Annotated in this window: 12 protein-coding genes; 6 read left to right on the forward strand and 6 right to left on the reverse strand. The window is 33.8% G+C overall.

Annotated features, from left to right (window positions below):
- Positions 1–139: 139 nt before the first annotated feature.
- Positions 140–1,099, reverse strand: a complete 960-nt coding sequence (locus QZZ53_RS04810) for an L-threonylcarbamoyladenylate synthase (RefSeq protein ID WP_296382084.1) — start codon at positions 1,097–1,099, stop codon at positions 140–142.
- Positions 1,100–1,198: 99 nt separating this feature from the next.
- On the opposite strand from QZZ53_RS04810, the gene QZZ53_RS04815 reads away from it, so the two are divergent.
- The gene (locus QZZ53_RS04815; RefSeq protein ID WP_296382087.1) at positions 1,199–2,830 is read left to right on the forward strand and encodes an ABC-F family ATP-binding cassette domain-containing protein; all 1,632 of its coding nucleotides are present in this window, start codon (positions 1,199–1,201) and stop codon (positions 2,828–2,830) included.
- 123 nt (positions 2,831–2,953) lie between these two features.
- The gene (locus QZZ53_RS04820) at positions 2,954–4,927 is read left to right on the forward strand and encodes a YgiQ family radical SAM protein (RefSeq protein ID WP_296382089.1); all 1,974 of its coding nucleotides are present in this window, start codon (positions 2,954–2,956) and stop codon (positions 4,925–4,927) included.
- 10 nt (positions 4,928–4,937) lie between these two features.
- Here QZZ53_RS04820 and polA read toward each other — a convergent pair whose 3' ends face one another.
- A complete protein-coding gene (gene polA / locus QZZ53_RS04825; protein WP_296382091.1) occupies positions 4,938–7,781 on the reverse strand; it encodes a DNA polymerase I in 2,844 nt (947 codons plus the stop codon).
- A gap of 73 nt (positions 7,782–7,854) precedes the next feature.
- A complete protein-coding gene (locus tag QZZ53_RS04830) occupies positions 7,855–9,222 on the reverse strand; it encodes a PQQ-dependent sugar dehydrogenase (RefSeq protein ID WP_296382092.1) in 1,368 nt (455 codons plus the stop codon).
- 25 nt (positions 9,223–9,247) lie between these two features.
- Here QZZ53_RS04830 and QZZ53_RS04835 point away from each other — a divergent pair, with 25 nt between their 5' ends.
- Positions 9,248–10,177: an isoaspartyl peptidase/L-asparaginase gene (locus QZZ53_RS04835; RefSeq protein ID WP_296382094.1), complete on the forward strand. Its 930-nt coding sequence runs from the start codon at positions 9,248–9,250 to the stop codon at positions 10,175–10,177.
- Positions 10,177–11,001 carry a GNAT family N-acetyltransferase gene (locus QZZ53_RS04840; RefSeq protein ID WP_296382096.1) on the forward strand — a complete coding sequence of 275 codons (825 nt, stop codon included), beginning with the start codon at positions 10,177–10,179 and terminating at the stop codon, positions 10,999–11,001. The genes QZZ53_RS04835 and QZZ53_RS04840 overlap by 1 nt, the downstream gene beginning before the upstream one ends.
- Here QZZ53_RS04840 and QZZ53_RS04845 read toward each other — a convergent pair.
- Positions 10,994–11,857: a cyanophycinase gene (locus QZZ53_RS04845; protein WP_296382098.1), complete on the reverse strand. Its 864-nt coding sequence runs from the start codon at positions 11,855–11,857 to the stop codon at positions 10,994–10,996. The genes QZZ53_RS04840 and QZZ53_RS04845 overlap by 8 nt on opposite strands.
- Positions 11,858–11,949: 92 nt before the next feature.
- Here QZZ53_RS04845 and cphA point away from each other — a divergent pair, with 92 nt between their 5' ends.
- Positions 11,950–14,592, forward strand: a complete 2,643-nt coding sequence (cphA, locus tag QZZ53_RS04850; RefSeq protein WP_296382099.1) for a cyanophycin synthetase — start codon at positions 11,950–11,952, stop codon at positions 14,590–14,592.
- Between the two features lie 73 nt (positions 14,593–14,665).
- Here the strand turns inward: cphA and QZZ53_RS04855 are convergent, their stop codons facing one another.
- On the reverse strand, positions 14,666–14,914 hold the full coding sequence (locus QZZ53_RS04855; protein ID WP_296382101.1) for a hypothetical protein: 249 nt from the start codon (positions 14,912–14,914) through the stop codon (positions 14,666–14,668).
- 278 nt (positions 14,915–15,192) lie between these two features.
- On the opposite strand from QZZ53_RS04855, the gene QZZ53_RS04860 reads away from it, so the two are divergent.
- Entirely contained in the window at positions 15,193–16,605 is a 1,413-nt protein-coding gene (locus QZZ53_RS04860; protein ID WP_296382103.1) for an aldehyde dehydrogenase family protein, read from the forward strand.
- 201 nt (positions 16,606–16,806) lie between these two features.
- On the opposite strand, the gene QZZ53_RS04865 is transcribed toward QZZ53_RS04860, so the two are convergent.
- Positions 16,807–17,559: T9SS type A sorting domain-containing protein (locus tag QZZ53_RS04865; RefSeq protein ID WP_296382105.1), on the reverse strand; the 753-nt coding region annotated here is incomplete at its 5' end.

Genomic DNA, 17,559 nt, shown 5'->3' on the forward strand with positions numbered 1-17,559 from the left:
ACAATTTTTTATAAAAATAAGTCATAATTTTATATTAATAGACTTATTTATTATTGAGGTTTTTATTCGTTCTTTTATTATAGAACAACTCAACTTTAAAAACTACTGAAAAAAACCAAAATATATTAGTACTTTCTTTCTAGACTTTCGTTGCACGCTCTAAACGGTCATTTATAGATTTACCTAATCCATGATCTGGAAATTTTTCAGCTATTATTACATCTAAATTTTCTTTGTCTAATTGGTGTAATGCTTCATATAGATTGGAAGTTGCTTCTCCTAAATCGTTATTTTTAGACAAAACGATTTGAATACTAATAGTATCATCTTTAAATTCAGAATTAAAGACTAAAAGCCCAATACGCTTTTTAGAATATAGCTTAATGGTGTCTAAAATATTATCTGTTAAAACCGTTTTTGTTTTTGGTGCATAATGACGCTCTAGCATTCCTGGAGCATCAGGCTGAATTTCCTTTTTGTTTTTAATTTCAATTTTCCCAACAACATTTTCAATAGCTTCTATAGGAGTAGAGCCTAAGCGGTAAATAATAGGTTCGTTATTTTCAAAACCAATTATAGTAGATTCTATGCCACTTTTACATGGACCACCATCGAGTACCATTTTAATTTTGTCTTTGAAATAAGTCTCAACATGTTCAGCTGTTGTTGGACTAATACTACTGAAAGGGTTGGCACTTGGTGCAGCCAATGGAAAGGGTAATTGTTTTAAGAGTTCTAGTGAAATAGGGTGATTAGGCACTCTTATAGCAACTGTATCTTTACCAGCCGTAATTAAATCTGGAATAGTATCCTTCTTTTTTAAAACCAAAGTTATTGGTCCTGGCCAAAAGGCTTCGGCTAATAGTTTTGCTTTTTCAGGAATATATTCTACAATCTTTGAAAGATTATCTATTGAGGGAATATGTACTATAAGTGGATTAAAAAATGGTCGTTTCTTTGTTTCAAAAATTAACTTAATTGCTTTTTCGCTATAGATATTTCCTGCTAGACCATAAACCGTTTCCGTTGGTATAGCAACAATGTCTTCATCAGATAAAAGTGCAACCGCTTTTAATATGTCTTTAGAAATAATAGTCATAATCTCAATTAGGCTGCAAAATTACTTCAAAAAAACGAAAGATTTAAAGTGGAAATGGTACAATGCTTTTAGTAGTTTTGCAGCTTTAAAATTTAGAGTATGATTTCAGTAGATAATTTAGCCGTAGAATTTAGTGGTCACACGCTTTTTAGTGATGTTTCTTTTACCATAAATGAGAATGATAAAATTGCATTAATGGGAAAGAATGGAGCTGGAAAATCTACCATGATGAAGATTATTGCTGGAGTTCAAAATGCAACTCGCGGTAATGTAAGATGTCCAAAGGAAGCAGTTATCGCCTACTTACCACAACATTTGTTAACAGAGGATAATACGACTGTTTTCGATGAAGCTTCTAAAGCCTTTAGCCATGTGTTTACAATGCGAGACGAAATGGAAGAGCTAAATAAACAATTAGAAACCAGAACAGATTACGAGTCTGAAGAGTATATGAAGATTATTGAGCGTGTATCTGATTTAGGTGAAAAGTATTACGCTTTAGAAGACATAAATTACGATGCTGAAGTCGAAAAAGCATTGAAAGGTTTAGGATTTAAGCAGGAAGATTTCATAAGGCAAACCAATGAGTTTTCTGGTGGTTACCGTATGCGAATTGAATTGGCTAAAATTTTACTTCAAAAACCAGATTTAATTTTATTAGATGAGCCAACCAACCATATTGATATTGAATCTGTGATTTGGCTAGAAGACTTTTTACTTAATAAGGCTAATGCTGTCGTTGTAATTTCGCACGATAGAGCCTTTGTAGATAATATAACTAATAGAACTATTGAAGTAACAATGGGTCGCATTTACGATTACAAAGCCAATTACACGCACTACCTTCAATTGCGAGAAGATCGGCGAGCTTATCAAATAAAAGCTTATCAAGAGCAACAAAAGTTTATTACAGATAACATGCAGTTTATTGAACGTTTTAAGGGCACGTATTCTAAAACAAACCAAGTGTCGTCTCGTGAGCGTATGCTCGAAAAATTACAAATCATAGAAATTGATGATGTAGATACATCTGCTTTAAAATTACGTTTTCCGCCAACCAATCGCTCTGGTAATTATCCTGTAACAGTTAAAGAGGTTTCTAAATCTTATGAAGAGCACGTAGTGTTTAAAGATGCAAATATGTCTATTGCAAGAGGTGAGAAGGTTTGTTTTGTAGGTAGAAATGGAGAAGGTAAATCTACTATGATAAAATCTATTCTAGGTGAAATTGAAGTAGAAGGAACTTGCGTTTTGGGTCACAATGTAAAAGTGGGTTGTTTTGCTCAAAACCAAGCGGCTTTGTTGGATGAAAGTTTAACGGTATTTCAAACTGTAGATGAAGTTGCTCAAGGAGATGTAAGAACCCAAATTAAAAATATATTGGGTGGTTTTATGTTTAGAGGAGATGATATAGATAAAAAAGTAAGTGTATTATCTGGTGGTGAAAAAACCAGATTGGCTATGGTGAAATTATTGTTAGAGCCAGTGAATTTGCTTATTCTAGATGAACCGACAAATCACCTAGATTTAAAATCTAAAGATGTTTTAAAAGAAGCCTTACAAAATTTTGATGGTACCTTAATATTAGTATCTCACGACAGAGATTTTCTACAAGGTCTGTCTAAAAAAGTATTCGAATTTAAAGAAAAACGTGTGATTGAGCATTTTGAAACTATTGACGATTTCTTAGTTAGAAATCGTGTTGAGAGTTTAAAGGCTATCGATTTATAGTTTTTTGTGAGATAGAAAAAGGGCGTTGTGTTTCACAAATCATATTGCCTTAAATTAATCTGCCAACGACTCTCAATCATTGGATTCTACTGTAGAAGCCACAATTTTAACTACTTTTGCAGTGTGAAGCAAGAATTAAAACTTTCAGATTGGTTACCTACCACAAACAAAGAGGTTAAAATACGCGGATGGGAAGCACTAGATGTTATCTTGTTTAGTGGTGATGCTTATGTAGACCATCCATCGTTTGGACCTGCAGTCATTGGTCGTATTTTAGAAAGTTATGGACTGCGTGTGGCAATTGTTCCGCAACCAAGTGTTACAGATAATCTTCAGGATTTTGTAAAACTTGGTGCTCCAAAATTGTTTTTTGGAGTTACTGGAGGTTGTATGGATCCTATGATCAGCAATTATAATGCGAATAAAAAGAAGCGTGATAAAGATGCTTATACACCAAATGGTGATATTGGGTTTCGTCCTGATTATGCAACAACCGTATATTCTAAAATTTTAAAAGAAAAATGGCCAGATACTCCCGTTTTAATTGGTGGTATCGAAGCGTCTTTACGTCGTGTTACGCATTATGATTATTGGAGTGATAAATTAATGCCAACTATTTTAGAAACCTCTAAAGCAGATATGTTGGTATACGGAATGGGTGAACAACCTTTACGCGAAGTGGTACGTTTGTTACAAAAAGGTGTTCCGTTTAGTAGCATTACGACAATTAAGCAGACTGCTGTTTTATTAGATAAAGAGGCTAAAGTCCCAAAAAATAGTAATTGGGAAGATGTGGAAATTATTCCGCATCAAATTTGTTTAAAGGATAAGAAAAAATTTGCTTCTAACTTTAAAACCATTGAACAGGAATCTAACAAATTAGCTGCGCGACGAATTTTTCAGAAAGTAGGAGATAAGACTTTGATGATTAATCCGCCTTATCCAACGATGACAGAAGACGAGATTGATGCGTCTTTTGAGTTGCCTTATACAAGATTACCACATCCAAAATATAATAAGCGTGGACCAATTCCGGCTTACGAAATGATTAAGTTCTCCATTAACATACACAGAGGTTGTTTTGGTGGTTGTAGTTTCTGTACCATTTCGGCACATCAAGGAAAATTTATTGCATCTCGAAGTCAGGAATCTGTATTGCGAGAAGTAGATACTGTTGCGAATATGCCAGATTTTAAAGGCTATTTATCAGACATTGGAGGTCCAAGTGCCAACATGTATAAAATGAAAGGTAAGGTACAATCTATTTGCGATAAGTGTGTTGCACCTAGTTGTATCTCGCCAGTAATATGTAGTAATTTAGATACATCGCATAAGCCATTAACAGAACTATATCAGGCAGTTGATAAGCACCCAAAAGTTAAAAAGTCATTTATTGGTTCTGGTATTCGTCACGATATGTTGGTGCCAGAGTTTAATAAAAATGCGGACCCAAAAGAGTTAGACGATTATACTGAAGAAGTAATGACCAAGCATGTTTCTGGACGACTTAAAGTAGCTCCAGAACATACTAGTGATCCTGTTTTGAAACTGATGCGTAAACCATCGTTTAAATACTTTCATAAGTTTAAAGATCGTTTTGATAAGATTAATATTAAGAAAGGTTTGAAGCTTCAATTAATACCATACTTTATATCTAATCATCCTGCTTGCGAAGTTGAGGACATGGCAAATCTAGCTGCCGAAACAAAAGATATGGGTTTTCAGTTAGAACAAGTACAAGGTTTTACGCCAACACCAATGACAGTTGCCACAGTTATTTATTATAGTGGTTACCATCCATACACGCTTAAAAAAGTAAACACGCCAATCACGCGAAAGGAAAAAGATGAACAACATCGTTTTTTCTTCTGGTATAAAGATGAAAATAAGGCTTGGATTAAAAAGACGTTGAATAAACTCGGACGCGAAGATTTATTAAAAGTACTACTTCCCGAAAAAACTGAAAAGTGGCGAAAAAACAAGCCCAATGGTGATGCTAAAAACACCTTTAATGATGCAGTACCTTTTAACCAGCGTAAAAGTGAGGATAAGGTTAGGTTTAAGAACAAAAAGAGAAATAAGAAGAAACGACGTTAATTATATCTAATTAATGCGCCTCTAACCAATTATCACCAATATCTAAATCTACATCTAGTGGAACCTCTAGTTTATAGGCGTTTTCCATTTCGGTTTTAATCAGTGTTTTCATGTCTTCAAGTTCTGGTTTGTATACATCAAAAACTAATTCATCATGGACTTGTAGTAACATTTTAGATTTGTAATCTCCAGATTGAAGTTTATCATAAATGTTAATCATCGCAATTTTTATAATATCTGCTGCACTACCTTGTATTGGTGCGTTTACAGCATTTCTTTCTGCTGCACCACGTACAACTGCGTTTCTAGAATTAATATCTTTTAGGTAACGACGTCTGTCTAAAACGGTTTTAACATAACCATTGTCGCGAGCAAAATCGACTTGCTTGCTCATATAAGCTTTTAGTTTTGGATAGGTTTCATAGTACGTGTCAATCAATTCTTTGGCTTCACCACGAGACAAATCGGTTTGGTTACTTAATCCAAAAGCAGAGACACCATATATAATTCCGAAATTGACAGTTTTTGCATTACTACGCTGTTCTCGTGTCACTTCATCTAAAGGCACATTAAATACTCTAGACGCTGTTGATGCATGAATATCTTCACCATTCTTAAAAGCTTCAATCATAGTTTCCTCTTCACTCAAAGCAGCAATAATTCGTAATTCTATTTGAGAATAATCGGCTGCTAATAAGGTATAATCTTCATTACGTGGTACAAACGCTTTTCTAACTTGGCGACCACGTTCGGTACGAATAGGAATATTCTGTAAATTAGGATTGTTACTACTTAAACGACCTGTTGCTGCAACCGTTTGCATATAATCTGTATGTACTCTTCCTGTAGATTCATCAACCTGAAGAGGTAAAGCATCTACATAAGTACTTTTAAGTTTTGACAGTCCTCTATAATCTAAAACTTGCTGAATAATTTCATGATCTTTTGCTAGGTAAGATAAGATGTCTTCTCCCGTTTTATATTGACCAGTTTTAGTTTTCTTTGGTTTATCAACCAATTTCATTTTTTCGAAAAGAATAATACCTAACTGCTTTGGTGACGCAATATTAAATTCTTCGCCTGCGGCTTCGTAAATACTTTTTTCGAGGCTTAAAATGTCAGTATTAAGATCTTCGGATAATGAGTTTAGAAAATCTTTATCAAGATTAATTCCTTCTAATTCCATGGCTGCTAAAACACGTACTAGCGGAATTTCTATATCATTAAACAATTTTTGGGTATTAGCTTCACCTAGTTCCGTTTGAAAATGTTCTTTTAACTGAAGTGTGATATCAGAATCTTCAACTGCATATTCGGTTTGCTTATCTAAAGGTACCTCTCGCATAGAGAGTTGGTTTTTTCCTTTTTTTCCAATCAATTCAGTTATAGCAATAGGAGTATAATTGAGGTAGGTTTCAGCTAGCACATCCATATTATGTCTCATATCTGGATTAATCAAATAATGCGCTAACATGGTATCGAAAAGTTTGCCTTTAACATTGATATTGTATTTGGCTAAGACTTTGATATCGTATTTTAAATTCTGACCAATTTTTTCTATGTTTTCGTTTTCAAAAAAGGGTCTAAAAACTTCTATTAATTCTTGTGCTTCACTTTTGTCTTCTGGAAATGGTACATAAAACCCTTTGCCAGTTTCCCAAGAAAATGCGATTCCGACTAATTCTGCTGTTAACGAATTTAAGCCTGTTGTTTCCGTATCGAAACACACAGAAGTTTGACTCATTAGGTTTTTAACAAACAATTTGGTTGCCATACCAGAAGCGATACTTTGATAAAAATGTGATGTAGTTTCAGCCGTTTTACGTGTGAATTCAGAAGTCGTTTCTGTGGCAGAAGGTTCTGCTCCACCAAAAAGTGAGAACTGACCTGCTCCTGCAGATTTTTCTTCTTTTGGAGTTGTTTTTGGAGCTTCTTTTTTGTCTGTTGCTTGCGTTGACGCTTCAATTGCTTCAGCAGCAAATGTTTTATTAAAATTGTCAATTAAACGTCTAAACTCTAAGTTTTGAAAAATCTCTGTTACCTTAGGAATATCTGGTTTAGACATTTCAAAATCTTTTTCATCAAACTCAACAGGAACATCGAGCATAATAGTAGCTAGTTTTTTAGAAAGCAAACCGAGTTCTCCATTGGCTTCAACTTTCTCTTTCATTTTGCCTTTAAGCTCGTGCGTGTTTGCAAGTAAGCCTTCCATTGAACCATAAGCCGCTAAAAATTTCTTAGCTGTTTTTTCTCCAACACCTGGAAGTCCTGGAATATTATCAGATGCATCTCCCATCATACCCAAAAAGTCAATGACTTGTAATGGATCTGTAACTTCAAATTTTTTCTGTACTTCTGGAATTCCCCAAGTTTCGTAACCACCTCCAAAAACAGGACGATACATAAAGATATTTTCGGATACTAATTGTGCAAAATCTTTATCTGGTGTTACCATAAAAGTCTTATAGCCTTCTTTTTCTGCTTTTTTGGCAAGTGTTCCTATAACATCATCTGCTTCAAAACCTTCTTTCACCATAATAGGAATATGCATGGCTTTTAAAATCTCATAGATATAAGGTACAGCTGTTTTTATACCTTCTGGTGTTTCATCTCTATTGGCTTTGTATTCTTGGTACATTTCTACGCGATCTGCACTTCCTCCTTTATCAAAACACACGGCTAAATGATCTGGTCGTTCACGTTTTATAACATCTAATAATGAGTTCATAAAACCCATTATGGCAGAAGTATCTTCACCTTTAGAGTTAATTCTTGGGTTTTTTATAAAAGCGTAATAGCCACGAAAAATTAAAGCGTAGGCATCAACGAGAAAGAGGCGTTTTTGGTCTGACATAGAAATGAATTTGTAAGAAACTCAAAGCTACGAAAAGTTATGCTTTTGATAAGAAGATTTAAAAATTCAATTTTTATTTAATTATGATTTTTTTATAAATGGATGTGTTAGAATTATTGATTTTCAAGAAATACATTCCAGGATTAAGAGTATTTGCATTTACTTCTGTTGTATCTTTATCAATTGAACCTTTTAAAACCTTACTTCCATTAACTGAAATGATCTCAAACGTGTAATTTGAACCTCTAAGCTCATTTATATGAATTGTAAAACGGCCATTTGAAGGATTAGGAAATAGTTTAAAAGATAGGTTGCTAAAGTCATCGATTCCTAAAAAGGCATCATTTTGTAATTCTATTATTTTATCGTCGTCAGTATTTGGCGAGCCAGCAAAATCTTTATTTGTTGTACAAATATAAATTCGGCCATCTGGTAAAACCAAAACATCTCTTATTCGTCCTAAAGTATTAACGAGATAACTATTTTCTTCTATTATGGATGTTCCGTCAGGACTAAGCTGTAATTGAATCAATTTTTTATCTTTCAACACAGCCAACAACAATGAGTTTTGCCATTCTGGAATTGAAGGATGATTAAAATAATCCATTCCGCATGGTGCTATTGCAGGTGTCCAAGTCCATATAGGTTCAGCAACATTTTCGCTGTTACAAAATGCAGTTTCAGAAGGTAAATCACAAAACCCTTGAACATTAGGCCATCCAAAATTTCTATTTTCCTCGATGATATTGATTTCATCGTTATTTGAAGTGCCGTGTTCTGAACTGTAAATTTTTCCATTACCTACACATAAGCCTTGTGGGTTTCTATGTCCAAAAGACCAGATGTAAGTTCCAGATATTGGATTGTCTGATGGAACTGAACCATCAAGATTCAATCGAAGAATATTTCCGTTTAATGTATTTAGGTCTTGAGCTGAAGAAGGGTTATCATAACCATCACCAATACTGATAAATAATTTGTCATTTTCAATTAACATTCTTGAACCATTGTGCGATACATCTCCGGGAATATTGTCGATAATAGTTAATGGACTAGATAACGTATTACTGTTAATGCCATATGTATAGCGTACTAGTTTTGAAGTTGTAGAGGTATTAGTATAGTGTACAAATAGATAAGGAGTTGCTGGGAAATTAGGATGAAGTACGATAGAATGCATTCCTGCACTAAAGCCAAATACTTGAACATCTGGAACAGTGTAAATTAACTCAAACACATTTGTGTCTGGATTGACACGGCTTATTTTTCCTGATAATTCGGTAAACCAAATCCAACCATCATTACTGTAAACCATATCCCAAGGCACATCTAAATTTGATGCAACGACACGTTCTGTAATTAAAGTATTATCTAATTGAATTTGTGAAAAACTTGAATAACAAAATGAAATTAAGATAAGAAAGCAGATTTTTTTTTTCATTTTTGTTTAAAGATAATGAAAACTGATGAAAACATTCTCAATAGCCATACATGGTGGAGCAGGTACTTTGGTAAAAGGCATGATGACTTCTGAGTTAGAAGCTCAATATAAATCTGCATTAAAGTTGGCTTTAGATGCTGGATATAAAGTTTTGGAAAATGGAAAAACTGCCGTTGAAGCCGTCGAAGAATCTGTAAGATTATTAGAAGATTCTCCATTATTTAATGCTGGAAAAGGTTCCGTATTTACAGCAACCGAATCTCACGAAATGGATGCCAGCATTATGGACGGAAGAACACTTAATGCAGGAGGAGTGAGTTTAATTACAGGAATTAAAAATCCTGTTACTCTAGCTCGTGATGTAATGGAAAAAAGTGAGCATGTTTTTTTGGCTGGAGAAGGAGCGATGGAGTTTGCTAAAGAGCTTGATTACAAATTAGAAGACCCTTCCTATTTTTATGACGAGTTTAGACATAAACAATGGCTAGAAATAAAAGATACTGATAGTTTTCAATTAGATCATTCTACAAAAAAGGATTCAAAATTTGGTACTGTAGGCGCTGTGGCCTGTGATCAAGATGGTAATATAGCAGCAGCAACTTCTACAGGTGGCATGACTAATAAAAAATGGGGACGCGTAGGTGATTCTCCAATGATTGGTGCTGGTAATTATGCTAACAATAAAACTTGCGCAATTAGTTGTACAGGAAGCGGTGAGTTTTTTATAAGAGGTGTTGTGGCTTATGATGTAGCATGTTTAATGGAGCATAAGGAAATGAGCCTTAATGAAGCTTCGGAAGAGGTTATTAATAAACGCATCTTAGAAATAGGAGGAGATGGCGGTTTAATTGCGGTTGATACTCAGGGACATATTGCAATGCCTTTTAATACAGAAGGGATGTACAGAGCAAGTAAGTCTTCTGGTGGTAAAGAAGAAATTTCAATTTACAAATAATGATTGTTAGGCATTTAGGAGATACGGATTTTAAAACCATTATGGAGTGCTTTTTATCTGCATTCGAAAATTACTTTGTAAAAATGCCAACAGATCATAACTTCTATAAACAACGTTGGAAAGCTGCTGGAGTAAAATTTGATTTGTCATACGGTATGTTTGATGATGATATCTTAGTAGGTTTTATTATTAATGCAGTTGATGAACGTCAAGGAGAGTTAATCGCTTATAATTCTGGTACAGGAGTGATTCCTGATTATAGAGGACAAAGAATTGTAAAGACTATTTACGATTATGCAATTCCTGATTTGATAAAACATGGTATTACAAAATGTCAGCTAGAAGTTATTACTGAAAATGTAAAAGCCATTAAATCTTATGAAGGTATAGGATTTAAAAAGTGTAAGCATTATCAATGTTTTAAAGGTGCAATTTCTCAAGAATCATTAACTAATTTTAAAGTAAGGGAAGTTACTTTTGATATTATGAATTGGAATGCATTGCCTAATCAAGAGTTCTATTCTTGGGATAATCAAACTAAAAGTATAGCAAAAGGGGAATTTAATTATTATCAGGTTTTAGAAAATGATAATATTGAAGCTTATTTTGTAATTAATCTAGATACTGGATACATCGTTCAGTTTGAAGTCTTAGAAAATTCAACGTCTAATTGGAACACCTTATTTTCAGTAATTCAATCTATCAAAAAAGACATTAGAATCAATAATATTGACGATAGATTAATAAGTAAAATTAAAGCTGTAGAATCTGCTGGGTTAAAAAATACTGTGAATCAATATGAAATGGAGTTAATGCTTAAATAAAAGGTGCTTCAATTGGTAAAACAGAAACTGTTCTACTCTTAATATCATACCGATCACCATTAGATAGTACATGAATTGTAAGATTAGCCATAGTCATTGGTGTACCTTCTTCTAGTATTTTCTCATTATTGTGAGTGAGTGTATCACCATCAAAAACAATCACCATTCCAGAGCCAATCACAGTACAGTCGTTTCCGTTTTTAATAATCATACCTGTATCTTCTGCTAATCCAATTCCTATTAGATTAGGAAATTTTGCAACAGCTTCAGATTGTCTTCCAAAACGACCACGACGGATAAAATGTGTGTCTATAATTAATTCAGGGATTAACCCTAAGCCTTTATACATATTCACAGCACCTTTAATAAATGATTCAGAAGCGCTTCCTCCAGCAATCATTTCGTTTGCCATAGCCATTGCACCAGCGCTAGTGCCAGCAATTACAAAACCTTTTTCAGTTTTATAGCGTTCAGTTAAGATATTATGAATTGTAGTTCCTCCAATCTTATCAGTAATTTTAGATTGATCACCACCAGAAAACATTACACAATTTGCATTTTTTATGAGATTAATAGCGTGTTCAGTTTCAGAATCGTCTTTAGATCGAATATCTAAAACTTCAACATTTTCACAACCCAAAGTCGAAAATGCGGTTAAATAATTTTCACCAACTTCAATAGGAATACTTGATGCAGTAGGAATGACAACAATATTAGAATCAATACCTCCAGCTTCTTTAACGACATGATATAAGATCCCTTCCTCTATAAATTCAAGCGTGTACATTTCATCTGTCTCAAGACCTTTATCTTCATTTCCTCCAATAGGTATTAACGTTCCCTTTATCTTCTGCATAATTTTAGTCTAAAATATTGCGTAAAAATAAGCCAAATTTTCTATTGAAAAATGCTATATTTATAATCTTTCACTAATAAAAACCAACCATAATGGATATAAGAAGTATTAATGCAATGCGAGGACCAAATTATTGGTCAGTACGAAGACATAAGTTAATTGTAATGGTTTTAGACCTTCAAGAAATGGAGGAGTTACCCTCTAATAAAATTGAAGGGTTTCCAGAGCGATTAAAAGCAATGTTTCCAAGTATGTATTCTCATCGTTGCTCAGAAGGCTGCGAAGGTGGCTTTTTTATGCGTGTAGATGAAGGCACTTGGATGGGACATATTATTGAGCATATTGCATTAGAAATTCAAACCTTAGCTGGGATGGATACTGGTTTTGGTAGAACGCGTGGTTATGGAGAAGAAGGTGTTTATAATGTGGTGTTTTCATATATGGAAGAATCCGTTGGACGTTATGCGGCTAAAGCAGCAGTAAGAATATGTGAAGCTTTAATAGTCGGTGAAGATTATGATATGTCTGAAGATATTCAGGAAATGAGAGAATTGAGAGAAGCAGATCGCTTAGGACCAAGTACAGGTTCTATTGTTGCTGAGGCAGAAGCAAGAGGTATTCCGTGGATTAGACTTAATAAATATTCGCTATGTCAATTAGGATATGGTGCTAATCAAAAACGAATTCAGGCTACAGTAACAAGTGAAACAAGTAGTATTGGAGTTGAGTTAGCGTGTGATAAAGAGGATACAAAATATTTGTTAGAGCAAGCGGAAGTTGAAGTTCCTAAAGGTGATATTATTCGTCGTGAACGGAGTTTAGAGGAGGCATGTAGATATGTGGGATTTCCTCTAGTAATTAAACCAATTGACGGGAATCATGGTCGTGGAATTACAGTAGATATACAAAATTATGAAGATGCATTAGTAGCATTTCATCATGCCAAAGAGAGTTCACGTAGTGGTGCCATTATTGTAGAAAAATTTATTACAGGAGAAGATTATAGATTGTTAGTTATTAATAATGTATTGGTAGCTGGTGCTATAAGAACTCCAGCTCATGTTATAGGTGATGGGAAATCCACAGTACAAGAACTGATAGATAAAGTAAATAGTGATCCTCGTCGTGGTTTTGGACATGAGAATGTGTTAACTAAAATCACAACAAACGAGTTAACTCAAACGATTATAAAGGATGCTGGTTATACATTAGAATCTGTAATTACTAAAGGAGAGCGATTAATTTTAAAAGATACGGCTAACTTAAGTACTGGAGGTACGGCTGAAGATATCACAGATATTATACATCCTGCAAATGTAAGTATGGCTGAACGCATCTCTAAAATTATAGATTTGGATATTTGTGGTATAGATATTATGACTACAGATATTTCTAAACCATTATCAGAAACAGGTGGAGCAGTATTAGAAGTTAATGCAGGTCCAGGATTTAGAATGCATTTAGCACCAACAACAGGTTTACCTCGAAATGTTGCGGCTCCGGTAATCGATAAATTGTTCCCACAAAAAGGAGATACAGGACGCATTCCTATAATAGCCACTTCTGGGACAAATGGAAAAACTACGACAACTAGATTAATTGCTCATATTGCTAAAATGAATGGTTATCGTGTTGGTTATACAACTAGTGATGGAGTTTATATACAGAACAGATTATTAATGACAGGTGATTGTACAGGTCCTGCAAGTTCAGAGTTTGTCCTTAAAGACCCAACTGTAAATTTTGCTGTTTTAGAATGTGCTCGAGGTGGATTGTTAAGAGCTGGTTTAGGATTTAAAAAATGTGATGTCGCTGTAGTAACTAATGTTGCTGCGGATCATTTAGGACTAAAAGGGATACATACTATTGAGCAATTAGCTAAAGTAAAAGCAGTTGTTCCAGAAACTGTTTTACCAGATGGTTATGCGATATTAAATGCAGATGATGATTTGGTATATGATATGCGTCGTAATTTAGATTGTAATGTGGCCCTATTTTCTATGGACGAAAATAACCCTCATGTTAAAGCATTACAGCGCCTTAATGGTATTACTGCGGTTTATGAAAATGGTTATGTTACGATTTGTAGAGGAGAGTGGAAAATGCGTTTAATGAAAGCTGAAAATATCCCTTTAACCTATGGAGGAAAAGCGAAATTTATGATTCAGAATGTATTGGCTGCTGTTCTTGCTGCGCATGTACAAGGTATAAGTATAGAAGATATGAAAGCAGGTTTAGAGACTTTTATTCCTTCTGCTACCCTAACACCAGGCCGTTTAAATTTATTTAAATTTAATAACTTTAGTATTCTTTTAGATTATGCACACAATCCTGCCGGAATGCGAGCACTTCAAAATTTTGTTGAAGAACTAGATGCTACTGTAAAAGTTGGAATTATTGCTGGAATTGGTGATAGACGTGTTGAAGACAATAATGAAATGGGAGGCATTGCTGCGGAAATGTTTGATGAAATTATTATCCGTCAAGATAAACGCTTACGTGGAAAAACAGAGGAAGAACTTATTAAGATGCTTAATGATGGTATAAAAATGAAAGATCCTAATAAGAAAACTACAATTATACCTTCAGAAAGTGAGGCCATTAAATTTGCTGTTAAGAATGCAGTTAAAGGATCACTGATTATATTATGTAGTGATGTGATACCAGATGCTTTAGATTTGGTAAAAGAACTAAAGGAGAAAGAATCTAGAGGTGAACTGAATTTGGTAGACTAAAAAATGATATAAAAAAAGGGCCGAAACATATGTTTCGGCTCTTTTAAATGATTAATAGCACATTAATATTTTATTAACAAAGCTTCTTAGTTTTTACTTTAATCTGTAAACTCTTTCTATAAGCCTTGATACTGATAATTTCGTTACTCTTCTTACGGTTGATTTTTAAAACCTTAGCTTTAGTCTTAGCAGAAACACTTACTTTCTTTACTTCTAACTTAACAGTTTCAACAAGTTCAGTATTATTAACTGCAAGATTTTGCTGAGCGAATCCTGTTAGAGATAGTGTTAAGAATAATATAAAGATTAAAGCGTTTTTCATAATTGTTTGAAGCTATATTTGTTTTAACTTCGAGTCAAAGAAACATAACATATTGAGTAGTGTAGCAAATTTTTAGATGAAACAAGGCGATAAATAGATAACTGACAATCGTTCGTAAAAAACATCGACGAACTACACAAAATGGGCTTGTAGTCCTTTAAAATCAATGATTTTATAGATGAATTTAAAGAAGTTGAGGATTAACGGTAATTGAAAGTATAATATGCCGACGAAATACACAAAAATGGCTTGTAGCCCAGTAAACATAGTATAGTTAAATGACAGATTTTAAAGATAACCCGTATTTTCAGCTGTTTTCTAAGCAGAAAATGCACCAATACGAAATCGCGCAAAGAACTTACAGTCAGAGGGTTAAAAGGTTAAATGCACTTCAACGGGCTATAGAAATGACCTATAGAGCGCAAATACAAGATGCCTTATATAAAGACCTAGGTAAACCTAAAGTTGAATCGGAGCTATCTGAAATTTATCAAATTGTTGGGGATATTAAGTTTGCTAAAGCTTATTTACATAAGTGGATGCGCAAGCAAAAAGTAAAAACACCACTCTCTATGTTAGGAGCTAGTTCTTACTATATATATGAACCTAAAGGTGTGTGTTTAATTATTTCTCCATGGAACTTTCCATTCAATCTTACATTTGGGCCTTTAGTATCTGCTATAGCATCTGGTAATACTGTAATTATTAAACCATCCGAGATGACACCACATTCATCTGCGTTAATGTCTAAAATTGTAGCAGATGTGTTTACAGAAGATGAGGTTGCACTCGTAGAAGGTGAAGTAGAAGTTTCAACTCAGTTATTAAAATTACCTTTTAATCATATTTTCTTTACAGGTTCACCAAATGTTGGTAAGATTGTTATGTCTGCTGCAGCAAAGCATTTAACTTCGGTTACATTAGAGCTTGGTGGTAAGTCGCCAACCATTATTGATAAAACAGCAAATATTGAAAAGGCAGCCAAAAAAATTATATGGGGAAAATATCTTAATGCTGGTCAAATATGTGTAGCACCAGATTATGTGCTTATAGATGAAAGTATAAAAACTGAATTTATTGAAGCTTGTAAAAAGTTGATGAAATATTTCTATTCAGAAAACCCCAAAAGTTCAAAATCTTATGCCAGAATAGTGACTAACAAACATTTTGAACGTTTATCAAATCATATTAAAAATGCAGAAAGCCTTAATGCCACAATTGAAGTAGGAGGACAACGAGATTCAGATTCAAAATATATAGCTCCAACTATTGTATCTAATTTAAAAGATGAGGCTTCTTTACTACAAGACGAAATTTTTGGACCTATTTTACCTATAGTGACTTATAATACGTTAGATGATGCAATAGAGTATATCAACGCTAAAGAACGACCTTTAGCATTATATGTATATAGTAAAAGTAAAGCCAATACTAAAAAGGTAATACAGAATACAAGAGCAGGAGGAACTTGTATAAATAACAACGTGATTCATTATGCAAATCACAATCTACCTTTTGGTGGTACAAATAATAGTGGTATTGGTAAAAGTCATGGGCTTTTTGGTTTCCAGGCGTTTAGTAATAAGCGTGCTGTGGTAAAACAACATACCTTTGGTGTTACTGAGTTTTTGTTTCCACCATATACTGAGTTAAAAGAAAAGTTGGCGAGACTGACAATTAAGTGGTTTTAAAAAAAGAAAAAAGTCGCTCCCTACAGCGACTTTTTAACTTTATGTTATAATCTAAATAACTAGATTAATAGCTTTGTAAAGTTAGATGGTACTCATTTAGAAATCTGTTTTTTTTAGTGAACGTATCATTTTCTTTAGTGAATGCGACTAGAATAATATTAGACGATTTGTTCTAATGCTATACAATCAACATATTCATTATTAAATTTTAAATATTTTTTTAACCGTACTTTTATTTCTATTGGATAATTGTATAAAATACAATCCTGCATTTTGATTAGAAAGATCTATAGCGTTCCCACCGATATTCAATTCACCTTTTTTTACTAATTGCCCGAGATTATTAAAAACCTTGTAATTTAAAATGTAATCTGCCTTTAGGTTTATTAATTGCTTTGTAGGGTTAGGAAATAACTTGATATTCTCTAAGTTATTATCTGTAATAGTCAAAGTTGAAAATGTTTGATTAGGATTAATAATATTATAACTTTGTGTTACCTCTTCTACCCAAATGAAGTCAGAATATTCAGTTCCTGTTCCTTGAAGCTGAATAGATAGTCCACTAGAAGAACTAGAACCAGAAAACCCAAAGTCTTCCGAAACCATTCCGTTAGCGGGTCCATCAGTAGCCATAAAGATACCTTCGTAACTCAAAAACTGAACAACATTGTTAGAAGGACCAACAAGAGCAATAGCATCAGGCCCATTTTGTATGGCACCAAAGTTAAAGGCTACAGCACCATACCCATTTTGTTCATCGTCAATAGAACCAGAAAGCACAGTTGTATTGTACACAGCACCATTACTACCATTATAGAGCACTATTGAATAGACACTTAAATCAATACCAGCTTTACCAGCCACTTCAATAGTATCATCTACATCAGCACCAAAATCATCGTACTTAATTTCGTTAATCCAAATATTTTCGGCAACAGGAGGTGTTCCAAAAGT

Origin of the sequence: Winogradskyella sp. (assembly GCF_016744625.1) — a bacterium.
GTDB lineage: Bacteria > Bacteroidota > Bacteroidia > Flavobacteriales > Flavobacteriaceae > Winogradskyella.

Excerpts from the sequence above, each read along its gene's own strand:
- QZZ53_RS04810 (WP_296382084.1), bottom strand. The coding sequence starts at position 1,099 with ATGACTATTATTTCTAAAGACATATTAAAAGCGGTTGCACTTTTATCT.
- QZZ53_RS04815 (WP_296382087.1), top strand. The coding sequence starts at position 1,199 with ATGATTTCAGTAGATAATTTAGCCGTAGAATTTAGTGGTCACACGCTT.
- polA (WP_296382091.1), bottom strand. The coding sequence starts at position 7,781 with ATGTCAGACCAAAAACGCCTCTTTCTCGTTGATGCCTACGCTTTAATT.
- QZZ53_RS04830 (WP_296382092.1), bottom strand. The coding sequence starts at position 9,222 with ATGAAAAAAAAAATCTGCTTTCTTATCTTAATTTCATTTTGTTATTCA.
- QZZ53_RS04835 (WP_296382094.1), top strand. The coding sequence starts at position 9,248 with ATGAAAACATTCTCAATAGCCATACATGGTGGAGCAGGTACTTTGGTA.
- QZZ53_RS04840 (WP_296382096.1), top strand. The coding sequence starts at position 10,177 with ATGATTGTTAGGCATTTAGGAGATACGGATTTTAAAACCATTATGGAG.
- QZZ53_RS04845 (WP_296382098.1), bottom strand. The coding sequence starts at position 11,857 with ATGCAGAAGATAAAGGGAACGTTAATACCTATTGGAGGAAATGAAGAT.
- cphA (WP_296382099.1), top strand. The coding sequence starts at position 11,950 with ATGGATATAAGAAGTATTAATGCAATGCGAGGACCAAATTATTGGTCA.
- QZZ53_RS04855 (WP_296382101.1), bottom strand. The coding sequence starts at position 14,914 with ATGAAAAACGCTTTAATCTTTATATTATTCTTAACACTATCTCTAACA.
- QZZ53_RS04860 (WP_296382103.1), top strand. The coding sequence starts at position 15,193 with ATGACAGATTTTAAAGATAACCCGTATTTTCAGCTGTTTTCTAAGCAG.